20 protein-coding genes and 1 tRNA gene are annotated in these 16,242 nt (G+C 60.7%); 13 read left to right on the top strand and 8 right to left on the bottom strand.

The window, feature by feature from the left end:
- Nucleotides 1-264: 264 nt before the first annotated feature.
- Entirely contained in the window at nt 265-714 is a 450-nt protein-coding gene (locus HNH97_RS04510; RefSeq protein ID WP_110914070.1) for a DUF2501 domain-containing protein, read from the top strand.
- Nucleotides 715-982: 268 nt separating this feature from the next.
- On the opposite strand, the gene HNH97_RS04505 is transcribed toward HNH97_RS04510, so the two are convergent.
- From HNH97_RS04505 to HNH97_RS04490, 4 genes are read right to left on the bottom strand one after another with little or no spacing between them, the layout of a single operon-like run.
- The gene (locus HNH97_RS04505; RefSeq protein ID WP_171790027.1) at nt 983-2,662 is read right to left on the bottom strand and encodes an ABC transporter substrate-binding protein; all 1,680 of its coding nucleotides are present in this window, start codon (nt 2,660-2,662) and stop codon (nt 983-985) included.
- Complete coding sequence (locus HNH97_RS04500) at nt 2,659-3,279, bottom strand: SCO family protein (RefSeq protein ID WP_171790026.1); 621 nt, start codon at nt 3,277-3,279, stop codon at nt 2,659-2,661. The genes HNH97_RS04505 and HNH97_RS04500 overlap by 4 nt, the downstream gene beginning before the upstream one ends.
- On the bottom strand, nt 3,279-6,068 hold the full coding sequence (polA, locus tag HNH97_RS04495) for a DNA polymerase I (RefSeq protein WP_171790025.1): 2,790 nt from the start codon (nt 6,066-6,068) through the stop codon (nt 3,279-3,281). Before polA ends, HNH97_RS04500 begins: the two co-directional genes overlap by 1 nt.
- Nucleotides 6,069-6,084: 16 nt before the next feature.
- Nucleotides 6,085-6,309 carry a zinc-finger domain-containing protein gene (locus tag HNH97_RS04490; protein ID WP_110913927.1) on the bottom strand — a complete coding sequence of 75 codons (225 nt, stop codon included), beginning with the start codon at nt 6,307-6,309 and terminating at the stop codon, nt 6,085-6,087.
- 71 nt (nt 6,310-6,380) lie between these two features.
- Between HNH97_RS04490 and HNH97_RS04485 the strand changes: the two genes are divergently transcribed.
- Together HNH97_RS04485 and HNH97_RS04480 are read left to right on the top strand one after the other, a co-directional pair.
- Nucleotides 6,381-7,499 carry an alpha/beta hydrolase gene (locus tag HNH97_RS04485; RefSeq protein WP_171790068.1) on the top strand — a complete coding sequence of 373 codons (1,119 nt, stop codon included), beginning with the start codon at nt 6,381-6,383 and terminating at the stop codon, nt 7,497-7,499.
- Between the two features lie 58 nt (nt 7,500-7,557).
- Nucleotides 7,558-7,634, top strand: a tRNA-Arg gene (locus tag HNH97_RS04480).
- 34 nt (nt 7,635-7,668) lie between these two features.
- Here the strand turns inward: HNH97_RS04480 and HNH97_RS18275 are convergent.
- A complete protein-coding gene (locus tag HNH97_RS18275) occupies nt 7,669-8,727 on the bottom strand; it encodes a tyrosine-type recombinase/integrase (protein WP_265176063.1) in 1,059 nt (352 codons plus the stop codon).
- 336 nt (nt 8,728-9,063) lie between these two features.
- Here HNH97_RS18275 and HNH97_RS04470 point away from each other — a divergent pair, with 336 nt between their 5' ends.
- The 6 genes from HNH97_RS04470 (at nt 9,064) to HNH97_RS04445 (ending at nt 12,099) form a co-directional block, all read left to right on the top strand.
- Nucleotides 9,064-9,531, top strand: coding sequence for a hypothetical protein (locus HNH97_RS04470; RefSeq protein WP_171790024.1), 468 nt, complete (start codon nt 9,064-9,066; stop codon nt 9,529-9,531).
- A gap of 4 nt (nt 9,532-9,535) precedes the next feature.
- Entirely contained in the window at nt 9,536-10,426 is an 891-nt protein-coding gene (locus HNH97_RS04465) for a YdaU family protein (RefSeq protein ID WP_171790023.1), read from the top strand.
- Nucleotides 10,423-10,605 (top strand): hypothetical protein, encoded by a 183-nt coding sequence (locus HNH97_RS04460; protein WP_171790022.1) that lies wholly within the window; start codon nt 10,423-10,425, stop codon nt 10,603-10,605. The genes HNH97_RS04465 and HNH97_RS04460 overlap by 4 nt, the downstream gene beginning before the upstream one ends.
- 225 nt (nt 10,606-10,830) lie before the next feature.
- Nucleotides 10,831-11,019, top strand: a complete 189-nt coding sequence (locus tag HNH97_RS04455) for a DUF2213 domain-containing protein (RefSeq protein WP_171790021.1) — start codon at nt 10,831-10,833, stop codon at nt 11,017-11,019.
- A 31-nt stretch (nt 11,020-11,050) separates the two neighbouring features.
- Complete coding sequence (locus HNH97_RS04450) at nt 11,051-11,545, top strand: hypothetical protein (protein ID WP_171790020.1); 495 nt, start codon at nt 11,051-11,053, stop codon at nt 11,543-11,545.
- Nucleotides 11,546-11,652: 107 nt separating this feature from the next.
- Entirely contained in the window at nt 11,653-12,099 is a 447-nt protein-coding gene (locus tag HNH97_RS04445) for a hypothetical protein (RefSeq protein ID WP_171790019.1), read from the top strand.
- Here HNH97_RS04445 and HNH97_RS04440 read toward each other — a convergent pair.
- The gene (locus tag HNH97_RS04440) at nt 12,035-12,409 is read right to left on the bottom strand and encodes a PDDEXK family nuclease (RefSeq protein ID WP_171790018.1); all 375 of its coding nucleotides are present in this window, start codon (nt 12,407-12,409) and stop codon (nt 12,035-12,037) included. The two genes, HNH97_RS04445 and HNH97_RS04440, sit on opposite strands and share 65 nt — an antisense overlap.
- Before the next feature lie 278 nt (nt 12,410-12,687).
- Nucleotides 12,688-13,224 (bottom strand): hypothetical protein, encoded by a 537-nt coding sequence (locus HNH97_RS04435; protein WP_171790017.1) that lies wholly within the window; start codon nt 13,222-13,224, stop codon nt 12,688-12,690.
- 179 nt (nt 13,225-13,403) lie between these two features.
- Between HNH97_RS04435 and HNH97_RS04430 the strand changes: the two genes are divergently transcribed.
- The gene (locus tag HNH97_RS04430) at nt 13,404-14,408 is read left to right on the top strand and encodes a P63C domain-containing protein (RefSeq protein ID WP_171790016.1); all 1,005 of its coding nucleotides are present in this window, start codon (nt 13,404-13,406) and stop codon (nt 14,406-14,408) included.
- An 8-nt stretch (nt 14,409-14,416) separates the two neighbouring features.
- Here HNH97_RS04430 and HNH97_RS04425 read toward each other — a convergent pair whose 3' ends face one another.
- Entirely contained in the window at nt 14,417-15,091 is a 675-nt protein-coding gene (locus HNH97_RS04425; protein WP_171790015.1) for a LexA family transcriptional regulator, read from the bottom strand.
- A 97-nt stretch (nt 15,092-15,188) separates the two neighbouring features.
- Here HNH97_RS04425 and HNH97_RS04420 point away from each other — a divergent pair, with 97 nt between their 5' ends.
- Genes HNH97_RS04420 through HNH97_RS04410 form a run of 3 tightly spaced genes read left to right on the top strand, consistent with a single transcriptional unit; the run spans nt 15,189 to nt 15,992 of the window.
- Nucleotides 15,189-15,398, top strand: a complete 210-nt coding sequence (locus HNH97_RS04420; RefSeq protein ID WP_216657526.1) for a Cro/CI family transcriptional regulator — start codon at nt 15,189-15,191, stop codon at nt 15,396-15,398.
- Nucleotides 15,395-15,574 carry a hypothetical protein gene (locus tag HNH97_RS04415; RefSeq protein WP_171790013.1) on the top strand — a complete coding sequence of 60 codons (180 nt, stop codon included), beginning with the start codon at nt 15,395-15,397 and terminating at the stop codon, nt 15,572-15,574. The genes HNH97_RS04420 and HNH97_RS04415 overlap by 4 nt, the downstream gene beginning before the upstream one ends.
- Nucleotide 15,575: 1 nt before the next feature.
- On the top strand, nt 15,576-15,992 hold the full coding sequence (locus HNH97_RS04410; protein WP_171790012.1) for a helix-turn-helix domain-containing protein: 417 nt from the start codon (nt 15,576-15,578) through the stop codon (nt 15,990-15,992).
- Nucleotides 15,993-16,242 lie beyond the last annotated feature (250 nt).

Here is a 16,242-nt window from a genome sequence, read left to right as displayed (position 1 = left end):
ACAGATCGGCAACGCACCGCAGTCGCCCGCAGGGATCGGTTCAGGAAAACCCGTGACGCAGAAATGATTTTGCGTATCCGCCCCATGACGGAGGGTGGCCTGCGCCCATGGCATTGCTGTTATATATCCAAAAGACGAATGTCTGGCATATGCAGTGTAGGGGGCCGGGGCGGGCATCCCATGGTAACATGACACTTACTGACACACGCCAGTCACGCATGCCGTTGCGTCTGGTCGCGCAATAATTGAATAAAGGTGAACAAAATGATCTCGTGTCTCGGTCGCGTCCTTTCCGCCGGTGCCGTTGCAACCGTGCTGGCTGCTGCTCCCATGCTGGCACATGCCGAAACGAATCCCCCCACGGGTGCGGGCGTCGCCAACCAGGTGGAACAGATCAAGATGGGATCGCTGTCGGAAAAGACGGTGATGTCCGCCGTGTCCTCGGCCAAGCCTGCCGACCTTGGCGGTATCCTCAACTACTGCATCCAGTCCAACTACCTGACCGCGTCCGAGGCATGGCCCGTCCTTGCGGCCCTGAACAAGAAGACCAACGACGTCCCGTCCAACAGCAAGGGCAACATGTCCTATGCCGATGGCTCCACCGGCCTGCTGAAGGTTGGCGGCAAGGCCCCGATCTCGCTTGAGGATGCCTCGACCGATATCCGTCGCGAAGCCTGCGCGAAGGTCGAATCCCGCGCGAAGTCGATGCTCTGACCTTCTTTTACATGCGGGCGTGTCCTTTTCGGATGCGCCCGTGTTTCAAGAAGAAAAAGCATGAAGACCTTTGAGAATTCCAGGATTTTCCGCACATCCTGATCTGGAAATGTCGTCAGGATAATCAAAGTTTTTGGTGAAGCTTTTTTCAAAAAGCTTCGACGAACGCCGCCTTTTTAAAAAATCCGGCCCGTCGGAACCTTTAAAGGGCAAAGGCAGCCCCGATCCGGAGAAAGACCGCCCGGTCTTCCCCGCTGCCCCCGTCCCGTTACTGCACCCACACCTGTGAGAAGATCATGTGGTACAGGGTGGTATAGAAATAATTTCCCAGCCGCTTTGACACCAGGTCCACATAGTTCATGTGGATGACCGGAACCCCGGGGGACTGCTGGGTGATCAGGTCATTGGCCTGCATCCACAATGCGCGCGCCGCGTCGGGATCGACGGTTGCACGCGCACGGTCCATCACCTGCTGCACCTGCGCGTTGCAGAAGCCGGAGATGTTGATCGAACTGTCGGAATGGGGATGGAAATTCTCGCACCCGAACAGCGTGTCGAGGAAGTTGGAGGGCGAGGGATAGTCCGCATACCATTCGCGCAGGCTGATCTGCACATGGTTGTCGGTATTTTCGATATAGGTCGAATGGATGGTCTGCGACACGCTGCGGACATGCGCGTTGTAGCCGATGGCCTGCAGCATGCCGCGCACATAGGTCCCCATGCTCATGTCCACCGCGTTGGCCGCGACGACCAGTGTCACGTCCTGCCCCGCCGTACCGCTTTCGCGTACCAGTTGGCGGGCGCGTTCCAGATCCGGCCCCCGCCATGCGGGCGCGGGATGGCCAGGGGAGGCATCGCGGGTATAGGCGCACTGCCCGTCATTGGGCAGCAGGCCGGGGGGTACCATCGAACATAGCGGCGTGCCCAGCGCGCTGCCACCGGCCAGGATGCTCATCGCCCGGCGGTCGAGCGCGTAATTGACCGCCTGACGCGCCTTCAGGTTGTTGAATGGCGGCAGGTTGACGTTCATCGGCAGGAAATACAGCCCGTACAGGGGCTGTACATGCACCTGCGCGGTATAGCGCGCGCCCAGTTCGCCCAGACGGTCCAGCGGCTTGTTGCCAAAGGCCCAGTCGTACTGCCCGTTTTCCACCGCCGTGACCCCGTCCTCGTCCGACAGGCCGAAATCATAGGAAATGGCATCGACGTAGCCGTCTGGCTGCGCGTCGTTGTTCCATGCGTGGAAATAGGGATTGCGCGCCAGTTGCATATGCTGCTGCGGGTCATAGGCGACGATATGGTATGGCCCCGTGCCGGGGATCGGGCTGTTGCCCACGTCATGCAGCGGCGTGTCGGCCGGCAGGATGGAGGCATGGGGGAAGGCGATCTTCTGCGGGAATTCCGCGTCGGGTTCCTTCAGGCGGATGGTGATGCGCCGGGTTGCGGGATCGGTCTGCACCCCGTCGGCCAGGGTGCAGTGCGCGGGGTCGCGCATGCAGTCGTCCGAACCGATGATCCCGCCATAGAACGAACCCGCCGTCGGGCTGCCGACGATGAAGATCCGCCGCAGCGACGCCACCACGTCGTCAAGCCCGACCTCCCGCCCGTCGGAAAAGCGCACGCCACGGCGCAGGGTGAAAATCCATGTTTTCCCCCCGTCCGGTGTCTCGGGCAGGGATTCGGCAAGGTCGGGGACCAGTTCGCTGCCGGCCGGGCCCTGTGCCTTGCGGAAGTTCAGCAGCCCGTCATAGACGACATTGAACAACTGCATGTACATGGTGGCATAGTCGATCTGCGGGTCCAGCGTCCCGGCGGACGCCCGCGACGTCAGCCGCAGCGTCCCGCCCCGGTGGCTGTCCTGCTGGTCCTGCGCATGCGCCGTCCCCCCGCCGTGCAGGCAGGTCATGCCCGCCACGGCCAGGGCAAGGCCCAGTCGGAGTGGCGTCATTTCTGGGCTGCCATCAACTGCTCGATGCGATCGGCAATCTCCTGCCCCGTGGCGGTCGTGGGGATCGTGCCGGAATACCGTTCGGTCGGCGACATGATGACGATCTGCGACGCCGGTTCCATCATGTAGTCCCCACCCTCAAGCGGCTGGCGCACATAGGGGGCATGATATTCACGGGCCACGGCCTCGATCATCTTGGGCGATCCCGTCATGCTGAACAGGCGCGGGCCAAAGCGCAGCGTGTAGGTGCGCAGCACGTCGGACGTGTCACGCATGGGGTCGAGCGAGATGAAGATCGGCGCGACATAGCGCGCCTTTGCCGGGCCGAGGATGTCCATCGCCTTGGCCATCGCCGCCATGGTGGCCCCGCACTGCGTGTCGGGGCAGTGGGTGGAGCCGAAATAGACCAGCATCCAGCGCCCGCGGAAATCGCTGTCGAGCACCGATCCGTCCGCCCCGTTGACCAGGCGGAAGGACCCGCCGACCTCGTTGCCATAGGTGGTCAGCGGCGGGGCCATCCGGTCGAAGATGCGGTAGCCCACATATCCCACCAGCGTTGAAACCGTCAAAATCACCACCGTGACGATAAGGATAAACCTGTCGCGTTTACTCAGCATCAGTGTGCGTCCGCCCAATTCGTTCCGGTCCCGGTCTCCACCACCAGCGGCACGGAAAGGGTCGCTGCGGATTCCATGACCTGCTTTACAAGGGCGGCGAGACGGTCCGCCTCTTCGTGCCGCACCTCGAACAGAAGTTCGTCATGGACCTGAAGCAGCATGCGTCCGTCAAGCCCTGCCTCACGCATTTCGTGAGGAATCCGCACCATCGCACGCTTGATGATGTCGGCTGCCCCCCCCTGAAGCGGGGCGTTGATGGCCTGGCGTTCGGCGTAATTGCGTCGTGCAGCGTTGCGCCCGTTGATTTCAGGCACCCAGCAGCGCCGCCCGAACGGTGTCACCACGTATCCCCTGGCGCGGGCCTCGTCACGTGTGCGCTCCATGTAATCGCGGATGCCGGGATAGCGCGCGAAATAGGCGTCGATATAGCCCCGTGCCTCCCCCGGCGGGATGCCAAGCTGCCGGCCGAGGCCAAAGGCGCTGATGCCATAGATGATGCCGAAATTGATCGCCTTCGCCCGGCGGCGCGTCAGCGGGTCCATCCCTTCAAGGGGGATGCTGAACACCTCGGACGCGGTACGGGCATGGATGTCCTGCCCCAGCGCGAACGCTTCCTTCAGCGCGGGGATGTCCGCCACATGCGCCAGCAGCCGCAGTTCGATCTGCGAATAATCCGCCGACAGCAGCACATGGCCCGCAGGCGCGATGAAGGCGCGGCGTATACGCCCGCCTTCTTCGGTGCGTACGGGGATGTTCTGCAGGTTGGGATCGTTCGACGACAGCCGCCCCGTCGTCGTCACCGCCATCTGGAAGGAGGTATGCACCCGCCCCGTTTCGGGATCGACCTGGTTGACCAGCGCATCGGCATAGGTGCTCTTGAGCTTGGCCAGTTGCCGCCACGCCAGCACCTCCGCCGGGAGGTCATGCCCCTTGTCCGCAAGGTCCTGCAGCACGGACGAATCCGTCCCCCACGCGCCGGACTTCATGCGCTTGCCACCGGGCAGGCCCATCTCGTCAAACAGGATCTCGCCCAACTGCTTGGGGGAGCCGACATTGAACTCCCGCCCTGCAAGGGTGTGGATCCGCGCCTCGATCGTGGCCATGCGGCCCGCGAATTCGACCGACATGGCGCGCAGGTCGCTGGCATCGACCGCAATCCCCACCCGTTCCATGTCCGCGAGTATCCCCACCAGTGGGCGTTCCAGTTCCTCATACAGCGCCAGCGCCTGGTTGGGGCGCAGCAGCGGGCGCAGCACCAGCCACAGGCGCAGCGTGACATCCGCGTCCTCGGCGGCATAGGTGGTGGCGCGCGCGATATCCACGCGGGTAAAGGGCACGCGGTTGCGCCCGGTGCCCGTCACCTCGTCATAGGGGATGGGCGTGTGGTCCAGGTACAGCCGCGACAGTTCATCCATGCCCTGCGTATGCTTGCCCGCGAACTGGGCATAGGAAATCAGCATCGTGTCGTCGATGGGCGTAGGTTGCGGGGCGCCCGCGCGCACCAGCACCTCCAGGTCGAACTTGGCGTTCTGGAACACCTTGAGCACCGACGGGTCCACCAGCAGGTCCGACAGGCACTCCAGCGCCACGGCGACATCCATCTGCGTGACCGATGCGCTGTCCATCAGGTCGCCCTCATGCGCCAGCGGGATGTAGCACGCACGCCCCGGCCGCGTGGCCAGCGAAATCCCCACCAGTCCCGCGCGCAGCGGGTCGAGGCCATCGGTTTCCGTATCCACCGCGCACACGCCCGCGGCCTGTGCCTCCGCCACCCATGCGCGCAGCGTGTCGGCGTCGGTGACGGTTTCATAATTGCCATAGGGCGCATCGGGCGCGGCGAGGGGGGCTGCCGCCGCATCACCCGAAACCGCCGCATGGACCGGGGCCGCGCGCCTTTTCGCCGCCGCCGCACCGGCACCCGTGGCGGGCAGGCCGATGCGCTGCATCAGGGAGCGGAAGCCCATTTCCTCCAGCCACGGGCCGAGTCGCGCCTGGTCCACGTCGCAGCAGGCCAGATCCGACAGCGGGACGGGGCAGGGCGCGTCCTCGCGCAGGGTGACAAGCTGGCGCGACAGGCGGGCCATGTCCGCATGCGCGATCAGGTTGTCGCGCCGTTTCGACGCCTTCATCCCCGCCGCCGCGTCAAGGATGGCGTCGAGGGAGCCGTATTCCTCCATCAGCGTTGCTGCCGTCTTCGGCCCGATTCCCGGCACGCCGGGCACGTTGTCCACCGGGTCACCGATCAGGGCCTGCACGTCGATGACCTGCGCAGGCGCGACGCCGAACTTGGCGCGCACCTCGGCCTCGCCAATGGGTTTCTGCTTGATCGGGTCCATCATCTGCACGCCGGGGCGCACAAGCTGCATCAGGTCCTTGTCGGAGGAGATGATGGTGCACGTCCCCCCCGCCTCCGTCGCCTTGCGCGCATAGGCCGCGATCAGGTCGTCGGCTTCCCATCCCGCCTCCTCGATCGCAGGCACGCTGAAGGCGGCGGTCGCGTCGCGCACCAGCGCGAACTGCGGGCGCAGGTCCTCCGGCGGTTCGGGGCGGTGGGCCTTGTACTGGTCATACAGGTCGTTGCGGAACGTGTGGCGTCCCGCGTCGAAGATGACCGCCAGATGTGTTCCCGCATGTTCGCGCAGCAGGCGCGCAAGCATGTTGGTGAATCCGAATACCGCATTGACGGGCGTTCCGTCCGGGCTGGTCATGGGGGGCAAGGCGTGGAAGGCGCGGAAAATGAAACCGGAGCCATCCACAAGGATCAGGCGGACCTGCGCGTCAGTGTGCATCTGGATCAGGGGTTTTTCAGTGCGTATCGCCGCTGGTTGCCTCGGGGTTGAGCACGAACAGGCGCGAGCAGTAGGGGCAGAACGTCTGGTGGTCCGCGATGCGCAGGAACACGCGCGGATGGCCCAGCGCGCCAAGGCCGCCGTCGCATGACAGGACGCGCGAATCGACCACGATCGTCTCGATCAGGCCCAGGACGGGATGGGGCGTCGGGTTGGGCTGGTGTTTGGTCAGGTCTTGCATTTCGATGAACCTCGGGCTTGTTGTCCGGACATGGAGTGCGATGCCCCGGCAGACCCGTGGCGTCGATGATGATGATACGCAGGATTGCCGTGCTTTCAAACCTTCGCCTGTCACGCCTGCTTTATCCGGCGTTCCTTCTGCTGCTGGCCGGATGCGCGACACATGATGCCCCGACGCCCGTCCCGCCGTCCCGCCATGCGGACCTTGGCCGCCTTGTGCCGCCCGACCGGGTGATGGACGTGCCCGGCACGGGGCGGGTGCCGATGCGTGTGTGGCGCGCGACCGGGACGCCGCGCGCGGTGGTGCTTGCGCTGCATGGCTTCAACGACAGCCGCGATGCGTGGGAACGCCCCGGCCCGGTGCTGGCACGGCAGGGGATCACGCTCTATGCCCCGGACCAGCCGGGATTCGGCGCGATGCCGGACCGTGGCGGATGGGCGGGGACGGACGCGCTGGTTGCCGCCGCCCGGGTGGAGGCCGCGGCCATCGCACGTGAAAATCCCGGCCTGCCGCTCTATGTGATGGGCGAAAGCATGGGCGGGGCTGTGGCGGTGTGCATGTCGGCGCAGGATGGCGCATCGGGGGAGACGCACGCGAATGTGTCGGCAGGCCCCCCCGATATCGCGGGCTATATCCTGCTGGCGCCGGCCGTGTGGGACCTTGGCGCGGGGACGGATGCGACGTTGCGGGCGATGGCCACCCTTGCGCCGCAATGGCGGCTGACGGGACGGGAACTGCCGGTGCATGTGACCGCATCCGACGACATTCTGGCGCTGGCGCGGCTGTATTACGATCCGCTGACGCTGCGCACGACACGCACGACCGCGCTGGCGGGACTGGCGACGCTGATGCATCGCGCGGCGCATGAGGTGGGGCATATGCACGGCCCGGTCCTTGCGGTCTATGGCGGGCGGGACCAGTTGGTGCCACTTGCGGCGATGACACGGGCATGGGCGCACCTGCCGCCCGGCGCGCGGCGTGACTTCATCCCCGCGGGCTATCACCTGCTGCTGCGCGGGCGGCAGGGGGATAAGGTCATGCGTGACATCGTGTCATGGATCGAACGCCCCGACGACTTCCTGCCGTCGGGCGGGGATATCGCGGCCAGCACATGGAACGACGCACGGGCCGGCCATGCGCAGCCCCCCTTCTTCCTGCCCGCGCAGATGGACGGGCTGGTGCGGAAGTGAAATTGCACGATTTCAGGGCTGGCGTTCGCGGCCCCGACAGGGTATGCAGGGCGGCAGTGGACTCGTAGCTCAGCTGGATAGAGCGTCGCCCTCCGAAGGCGAAGGTCGAAGGTTCGAATCCTTTCGAGTCCGCCACACATGCTTAAATATGGCAGATTTCTGCGGGTTTCTAGGTAAGTTTGCCAACTTCATTCCGAAGTTTGCCAATTTGTTCGAGCCTCCGCATTGCATCTCCGGCCAATTTCGCCTGTTCGACGGCCCGCGTGTAGCGCTCAATTTCGGACAGCGTTCTATGCCCTGTAATGGCCGCGATTTGATGGGTAGTGCAGCCTGCCTCTGCCAAGCGACGGGCTGCTGCTTTTCGTAATCCATGCGGGCTGCATCCCTTCGGTAGGCCAGCTTCAGCGCACCACGACACGAAATTGTTATAGAAGCCATTCACAGAAAATGGTTTCCCACGATCTGTCGCCAAAAATGTTCCAGCCCCACAATCTGTCCACGCCCCCAATTCGATCTCAAGTGCAGGATGAACGGGAATCATCAGTTGGGCACCTGTCTTGACTTGCTTTACGCGGATCGCCCCTTGCGTCATGTCAGACGGCCCCATGCGCACGGCATCACTACGCCTCTGCCCCGTATAGAGCAGTAGGGCCAGCGCAAGCCGTGGCTTGCTGCCAGACGGCCAGAACCTTTCGTATTGTGAAATTTCATCATCAGTCCATGAATGAATGCCGACGCTGCGAATCTTGACCCTTTTCACGCCAACAGTCGGGTCTGTATCGCGCCAACCAAGGTCAATGGCGTATTGCATGAGCATCCCCCACAGACGCAGCATGCGGTTCGCTGTGGTCGGACTATTGGACTGTTCCTGCAATAGGTAGCGCACATTGGCTGGCTGCATTTCAGACACAGGCAATCCCGCATATTTCTCTGCCCGCATCCGTTCTAGCAATCGCCGATAGACCTGCTGTGTGCTTGTCCCCAATCCTTTGAAATGTGGTGTTTCATACCATCGCCCTATTAAATCGGACACGCTGCCCGAAGGGATATGTGCGGGACGCTGTGGCACAGCCTGGTCGTTCATCGCTGCATCGTAGGCAGTCAGGAAAGAAGGGTCAGATGCATCAGGCAGGCGCCTCTGCTTTTGTCCTGACCTCCTGAAATAGTATCTTGTTTTCCCGTACCTGTCTTTGAAGCGATGAACGTATTTCAAACGAATGATCGTCACCTATATGTATCCCACCCATTGGTGACGACGGGCGTGGATGCAATGCCAGCGCGATAGTCCACCCATCTATCCAAGTCTTCTATCAGAAATCCCCGGCATTTGTCCGTCAGGGGAACGGTGCGAAGTTGAGGCGCTATGGACTGGCGGAATGTTGTTGCAGACACACCAACATAACTGGCTGCGTCCTTGGCGCGCATAACGCGAGGTCGGATAGCGGTTCTCTGTTCATGCGCGCCTGCGTGCTGCCGGATTCACGGTCGGCGTCTGCCGGTCGCTGGACCAGGTGCTGGAGTTCCTGCGCGAGAACGGCGTGCCTGTGGCTGGGAAGGTGATGGCGTGACTGCGACAACGAATACACCCGATCGGCTGCGCAAGGCGTGGGCGGTTTTCGTCAAGGGGTACGATGGATTTGAGATCTATTACGCTCCTACGGCCGGGAAAGCCCGTATGCAGGCATATTACAGTTGCGAGAGTGCGCGGGTAATCGACATCAAGGTGCGGCGGTATAAAGAAGCTGACCAGTTTCTTCCTGCTCGACACCCCATCGCAAACACCATGACTAGTCAGGAGACTCACTGCCTCCTACATGCCTTTGGCGCTACCTGCGGCGACCCCTCAAAGGCGGGATATCGCGATTATTTCTACACATCCCGAAACGACGCAGACCTATGCGGCCTCACCAGAAAGGGATTAATGCGACCCAATGAAAAATGCGCGTCGAATGATGGAAGTGTCTATTTCATCATGACGCCGCTTGGTCGCGAAGTCGCGCTCTCACTTACTCCACTTTACGGCGCGAGGTGATGGCATGAGCAAATCAGACATCTGGATGCCGATTTATATCGGCGATTATCTGTCCGATACCATGCGCCTCACGACGCTCCAGCACGGCGCATATTTTCTGCTTATGCTGGAGTATTGGAAGCAAGGACCGCTGCCCAACGATATGGCGGAACTGGCAGCCATTGCAAAGCAGGACAAGCGTGCGTGGGAAAAGGAGGTCTGGCCTACGCTAAGGCGGTTCTTTTCCGTGCAGGATGACGGGCTTTTGCATCAGAAGCGCATGGACAAAGAGCGTGCAAGCGCTGCCGACAGGAAGACCAAACGCACCGCTGCTGCAAATGCAAGATGGAAAGGGAAGGATAAGCAGGAAGCATCCAATGCTGATGCAAAAGCAGATGCAAATGCATCAGCATTGGATGAGCAGAATGCATGCATAAAGGATGCCCCGCGCGCGTCATGCGCGTCCGCGTTACCATCACCTTCACCTTCTTCACTACGTTCAGAAAATACCCTCACTACGTTCGGGACACCGGCTGCGCCGTCGTCGCCTGACGAAGATCCTCCCGCACCGACGCTGGCTGCCCCCAAAGCGAAGACCCCAATGCCGCCCGACCAGCGCGCGGCGCTGTTCGGCATCGGGACGCAAATCGTGTGCGCGATGACGGGGAAGCCCACGCGGGCCACGAAGGAACTGATTGGGAAATGGCTAAAGGACATGCGCGACGATTGCGCGGTGCTGAATACCATCATCCAAGAGGCGGCGGATACGCGGCCCGCTGACCCTGTGGCGTGGATCACTGCTGCTGTGAAGGCGCGAAGTGGATCGAAGCTGGACGCCATGGCTCGTGACTGGCGATTGGACGAAATTGACCTCGACGCCGCGGCGGAAGAGGATTGCAGGAGGCAGGGGATTTGAACCAGGTATCCGACCTGCGCAGCACGCAGGAAGCCCGCGAGCGCGAGGCCAAGGATCCGCAGTCGTTCTACCGCGAGGTGAACCTGTCGGGGCCACCTCCTGAACGCCCCGAAGACAATGTGAATGATCCCGGACTTGAGGACCTCATGAACAGGGCCACGTCCAGCGAAGAAGGATAATCCATGGCCCTGCGTTGCACATCCGCGAAAGGTGTGCGCGTGCCGTGCGTGCGGGCCAATGCCGGGGTTCAGGCACCCACGCCCGTCACACCTCAAGGCCGGGCAGGATCGTCTACGCTACAACCTTAAGGAAGGCGCGCTGATCGACGGTAAGCGCATTTTCCCCGGCGAACTGCCCAACTGCCGGTGCACGGGCAGCGTGATCATACCAGGATACAACGACTGATGAGCGAAATACTCGCGCATGACCGCATCGGCTCCGTCCGTGTGACGGACGAAGACGGGCGCCTGTTCGTCGCGCTGACCCATATCAGCAAGGCCAACGTCTGCCCCTATCGCGGGGCCGAGATATGCGTACGATCAACCCGCTGCCCAACGCGGGGCGGGTGCTTGAGGCGCGTGAGTTCGGACTGATATGGGAGCGGGTCATCCCGGCGGCACTGTAATGGCCCGGAAATCCATCGAATACACCGTCACCAGCGATGGCGAGGACAACGGCAAGGTCTTCGTCATCACCCGCATGAGCGCGTTCGAGGCGGACAAATGGGGGCGGCATGTGTTGCAGGCGGCAATCCGATCGGGCGCCGCCATCCCCGACACCATGGTCGCCAATGGCATCGCCGGCCTGGCCGGGGCGGGTATTTCCATCTTCGGCGCAATAGACCCCGACACGACCGACCGCCTGCTGTCGCGCCTGATGGAGTGTGTGCAGATCCGGCGTGATCCGGCGCATCCCGAGGTTGTCCAAAAGCTGCTGCCGGTCGATATCGAGGAAATCGAAACCGTGGCGACCCTCCAGAAAGAGGCGTTCATGCTCCACGTGGGTTTTTTCAGGGGCGCGGCGCGGTTGTTTTCCCCCCTCGTCGGACAGATGGCGCCCGGTCTCGCCGCAGGGCAGCAGAGTGCGCCAACCTCACCCGGCCCGTCGCCTGCGTCCTGATGTCCCGGCTTGCGACGCTGCATGAACTCCAGACGGTCTATGACAGCGAAGGTCTGTATGACCTGCTGGAGGCGGCGTCCGTCATGAACTACAATCAAGGATAACCCATGGCTACAGTCATTGACGCGCTGGTCGTCACCCTCGGTCTGGACGGTCGGGGCGTCACGAAGGGACAGCAGGCCGTCACCGGCGATATGCGTCGTGTCGAGAAGCAGGCCGACCATACCGGAAAGACGGTTGCCGACAGCGGCAAGGCAATGGGGGATTCGTTCCGCAGCGTCCGCACGGAGTTGCTTGGCCTGTTCGCACTGATGACCGCAGGCCGTGGGCTCAAGGATTTCATCAGCAGCACGACCGCAAGCAACGTGGCTGCCGGGCAGTTGTCTCACAACCTCGGCATGTCCACGCAGAGCCTGACAGCGTGGCAGAAGGTGGCAGAGTCCACCGGCGGTTCTGCATCGGACATGTCCAGCAGCCTGCAATCGGTGGTCAGCCAGTTCCAGACCATCGAGGGGCGGCGCAATCTGGCGCATCCGGTGAGTAGCCGATCTTGAAACCCCAGCAATCCTCGACCATGAAGCCAATTTCTTTGACGGGTGCGATCTTGGTCGCATAGGCGATCTTGGCCTCGATTTCGTCCTCATGGCCGCGCTGCATGGCGTAGGTCTGAGGCACTTCCTCGACAATGCCGCTAATGCGCTGGGAAACGAGATCAGCAGCCAGACGTCGAACAGTCTCGTTATTGGCGATCTTTCCCGTCGGCGTAATCAGTTTCCCAATCACGCTGGCAGTCAGGATACCGCAACGCGCCTGCAACCAATCATCGGTTCCCTGTTCAAGGTTCTCATAGGCGGTGAGGGCCATCACACACCCCCCGCCGGCACACGCGACCCATCCGGCAGAAACCAAACCCCGAACGGTGGTATGGCGGTCGCATACTGCGCGCGGGGTGCATCGGCGCGGACAATCAGCGCCCGGTCATCCCCATTGGCCCAAACTCGGCCAGACTGCCGGGACCGCAGCCCCGGTGGCCCGGACGTGTCAGGGCGTGGTGAAGACGACAAAGCCCCAGAACAGGACGGCCAGCCATAAACAGGCGAGGGCCAGCATCGCGAGGCCGCGTGTGGCGGGAGTGTCGGGGATCATGCGCGCACCGCCTTCCCGTTCTCGATGCGATAGAGAACTCCAGCCTCAATGCCGTCCTCCCCCTCGTAGAGATTGACGAAGCGATTTCGGGTGCCATCGTGCCAAACGAGTGATGCGCAACCGCCTTTACCCAGGCTGACGGACCCACGGCGACCAGCAAATGCAACGGTCACATTGTCACCAGTGCATTCGATCCGCGCGCCGTAGCCCGATGAACCGATCTGCGCGTCGTTGCCAGTATCAACCTCACCAGCATCCTTTGTGGCGCTCAGGATCGCAGCGACATCGCTTTCTATAAACTCGGCAGTGATGTTTTCCACGCGGAACGCCTTATCGGCCAGCCAGCGGGCATCGCCGCGCCGCTTGTCCGCATACAGGGCGTTCATGACCTCGCCATACGTTCCACCCTGGGGGGACTTCTCGCGGAACCAGTCGCGTCCGTCGGAGCATGCGCCCCATTCGCGGATCTTGAGGAGGGTAATCTGTGCGGGGTTGTTTTCGGGAGCAGTCTGCTGCTCGACCTGCTGGGTCACTTCCCATCTCCGTGTTGGTGATGGGGGTATGTAAGCACAACTTACTTACGTACGCAAGCGAAAAAGTAAGCGCCACTTACTGTTTTGGAATTAGGTAAGTTTTCCCGTTTTTTGTGATTTATAATAGACGCTCATGAACATGCATTGTAGCCTTATGCATGCACAAAAAGGAATTAAGCATGCATAAATCGGGCAGGGCGGCTGGCGGTAAGGCACGAAAAGATGCATTAACGCCTCAACGTCGTTCAGAAATAGCAAAAAAGGCAGCAAGTGAGTCTGCGAGGCTACGATCAATGCCGATCTTGCGGGCAACGCATGGTTCACTTGATCATCCATTGCGCATAGGGAGCCTCGAAATTCCCTGCTACGTACTCGAGGACGGTACGCGAGTAATTACACAAACAGGCGTCCTCAACGCTATGCAACTGCCAAACAGAGGGGGGGCCGAGGGCCGTACGAGACTGGCCAGATTCTTCGACGGAAAAGTGTTTTCTCCTTATCTTTCAAAGGAGTTATCAGAGAGTACGAACGCGCCAATTAAATTTAGAACACCAACTGGGGCACTCGCTTACGGTTACCGCGCTGAAATGCTCGTACACCTATGCGAAGCCATATTAAAAGCGCGCGACGAGGGGCTTAACGAACGGTACATCCGATTCGCGGTACACGCCGACATTATTATGCGTGGCTTGGCCCACACTGGAATTACCGCTCTCGTTGATGAGGCTACCGGATATCAGCGAGACAGAGCGCGAGATGCCCTAGCTACGATATTTGAGGCTTTTGTCAGTAAGGAAATACAGAAATGGATTCGAAGATTTCCGCCTGAATTTTACGAGCATCTATTTAGGCTGAGAAATCTTCCAATGTCGGAAGGTCAAAAACGGCCAGCATACTTCGGTAGGCTAACAAATAACATAGTTTATAGAAGACTTGCCCCCGGCCTCTTGGATGAATTGCAACGCGTTAATCCGGTTGATCCGGATAAGAAGTCAAGAAGAAGCACTCACCATCAGAGGTTAACTGACGATATTGGCGTAAGCGCACTTACTTCTCATCTAGGAGCAGTCATCGCCCTCATGTCAATTACACCAGATGGTGAATATGATAAGTTTATTGAATTATTAGATAAAGCAAAGCCTATCCTAAATGTGGAAGACGCATCTTTGTACGAAAGAGAGTAAATTCTTAATTACTTCCACACCCATTTACCGACTACACGGCCGTTGACAGCTACATCTTCCAATGGCCGTTCATAATCTGCATATTCAGGATTGACGCTACTTATCCTTACGCACGGCTTGTCTGACCCGACCAATATCTCAAGCCGCTTAAGCACAAATCCGTATCCATCCCATAGTACAAAAGTGCCGGGCGGCGACGGAACTCGCTGCCCCAGATCAACCAAGACCTTTTCGCCATGCGCGTACTCGGGGGCCATACTGTCTCCGATGACTGATATCACCTTAAGGCTGTCGATGGCTGACAGGTGCTTTCCTAGAAATTCAGCAGGGATCTGCCATTCTGCTACCACGGACTGATTGCGCTCGTTCCCAAAATCAGGCGGTAGCATTCCAGGGCCAGCGGATGCCGTGACGTTAATCTCCGGTATGATAACCGCATTTAAGCACCGCCCAGCCGGGGATATCATAGGCGCTTCATCGTCTTTCGGCTTTTCGTCTGTCGGTCCGTCTAGGTCGCCCAGAATGGCCTTGAGCGCATCCATTCGCTTGCCTTTTGGATATCCGCCATCAGGCGACAGCCACTGGCTTACGGCCTGAGATGTTATTCCTAGCTGGCGCCCAAGTTCAGCCGGGCCAATTCCGGCAGCATCCATAGCGATACGAAGGTTCTTTTTGAAAGACATGCTTTCAGATTATCCAATCCAATCGTAAGCGAACACGTAAGAATTGCTTGCCGTCTGCTGTAAGTTATGCTTACTGTCCAGAATGGACACAGAACGCGTGGCAAGAGCCATATCTGCCGCCGGTGGCGTAGGGAGCCTCGCCCAGCGGATCGGCATAACCACCCAAGCGATTTCACAGTGGAGGCGCATCCCCCACATGCGCGTCCATGATGTGGCTGAAGCGACAGGGATACCTCTTGAAGAACTCCGCCCGGACCTGTTCCGTGGCGTGACCGTCGTGCGCCCCGAAGGGGAGGTGGTGCGGTGAACATCCCCAAGGCATGGACCGCCATCGCCATCGCCATCTTCTCCGAATCCGAGGGTCGCTTCATTCCCGCGCCCGGAGCAAAAATCACCGAAGCCCAGACAATGGGAAATCCTGCAATTCAGCGCCGCACGGTTTCTGTTGGCGGACGCAAGATCATGCAAGTGAGGGCAAAGTGACATGGCAACCTCAGTCATTTCAGTGCTGCCGTCTGGATATCTTGGCCTTGGCCATCTGACCCCTTTCGGCATCCAGACCAGCATCGAGAACTTCGACGATTTCGATCATGTCCAACGCTGGGCGAAAGGCATGCGCCTCAAGCCAAAATACGAGATCGGCGGGAAACTGATCCGGGATACAGACCTCCTCATTCTCTCCAAGGTTTCTGATGTGAGTGTCGGGCAGATTTCCTTCGACATTGCCATGTCCGTAACGACAGTCACCAAGTCCATTGATCTCCTGTGTTCGGCCGGTCTTGTTGTCGTGGAGTGGGCGCGTCCGAAAAAATATTGCGTCCCCTCCATTACGGATGCCGGGCGCTCGGCGCTTGCCACGTTCAGAGTTCGTAACCCCCTCCCCACGCGGGAGGCCCGGTGATGGGACGTCACATCGACATAACCGGGCAGAAGTTCGGGCATATGGTCGCCCTGAAATACGTCGGCAGTTCTGTCTGGCGTTCGCGGCCCTTGCGAACGGGGTGGACCCGGCGTTCGCGTCGGGGCGGATGCAGGATGCGATCGCGCGGATCTATTTCATCTCCCGCAAGGCGGCGACGGCGACCGTGGTGTCGTGCGTGTGCGCGGGTGCGGCCGGGACGGTCGTACCGTCCGGGACACTGGTGCAGGAT

The organism is Gluconacetobacter entanii (assembly GCF_013155425.1).
Taxonomy (GTDB): domain Bacteria; phylum Pseudomonadota; class Alphaproteobacteria; order Acetobacterales; family Acetobacteraceae; genus Novacetimonas; species Novacetimonas entanii.
Note: the sequence above shows the minus strand (reverse complement) of the source record. Positions and strands in the feature narration are given on the sequence as shown.

Excerpts from the sequence above, each read along its gene's own strand:
- HNH97_RS04510 (WP_110914070.1), top strand. The coding sequence starts at position 265 with ATGATCTCGTGTCTCGGTCGCGTCCTTTCCGCCGGTGCCGTTGCAACC.
- HNH97_RS04505 (WP_171790027.1), bottom strand. The coding sequence starts at position 2,662 with ATGACGCCACTCCGACTGGGCCTTGCCCTGGCCGTGGCGGGCATGACC.
- HNH97_RS04500 (WP_171790026.1), bottom strand. The coding sequence starts at position 3,279 with ATGCTGAGTAAACGCGACAGGTTTATCCTTATCGTCACGGTGGTGATT.
- polA (WP_171790025.1), bottom strand. The coding sequence starts at position 6,068 with ATGCACACTGACGCGCAGGTCCGCCTGATCCTTGTGGATGGCTCCGGT.
- HNH97_RS04490 (WP_110913927.1), bottom strand. The coding sequence starts at position 6,309 with ATGCAAGACCTGACCAAACACCAGCCCAACCCGACGCCCCATCCCGTC.
- HNH97_RS04485 (WP_171790068.1), top strand. The coding sequence starts at position 6,381 with ATGATACGCAGGATTGCCGTGCTTTCAAACCTTCGCCTGTCACGCCTG.
- HNH97_RS04465 (WP_171790023.1), top strand. The coding sequence starts at position 9,536 with ATGAGCAAATCAGACATCTGGATGCCGATTTATATCGGCGATTATCTG.
- HNH97_RS04455 (WP_171790021.1), top strand. The coding sequence starts at position 10,831 with ATGAGCGAAATACTCGCGCATGACCGCATCGGCTCCGTCCGTGTGACG.
- HNH97_RS04450 (WP_171790020.1), top strand. The coding sequence starts at position 11,051 with ATGGCCCGGAAATCCATCGAATACACCGTCACCAGCGATGGCGAGGAC.
- HNH97_RS04445 (WP_171790019.1), top strand. The coding sequence starts at position 11,653 with ATGGCTACAGTCATTGACGCGCTGGTCGTCACCCTCGGTCTGGACGGT.
- HNH97_RS04440 (WP_171790018.1), bottom strand. The coding sequence starts at position 12,409 with ATGGCCCTCACCGCCTATGAGAACCTTGAACAGGGAACCGATGATTGG.
- HNH97_RS04430 (WP_171790016.1), top strand. The coding sequence starts at position 13,404 with ATGCATAAATCGGGCAGGGCGGCTGGCGGTAAGGCACGAAAAGATGCA.
- HNH97_RS04425 (WP_171790015.1), bottom strand. The coding sequence starts at position 15,091 with ATGTCTTTCAAAAAGAACCTTCGTATCGCTATGGATGCTGCCGGAATT.
- HNH97_RS04410 (WP_171790012.1), top strand. The coding sequence starts at position 15,576 with ATGGCAACCTCAGTCATTTCAGTGCTGCCGTCTGGATATCTTGGCCTT.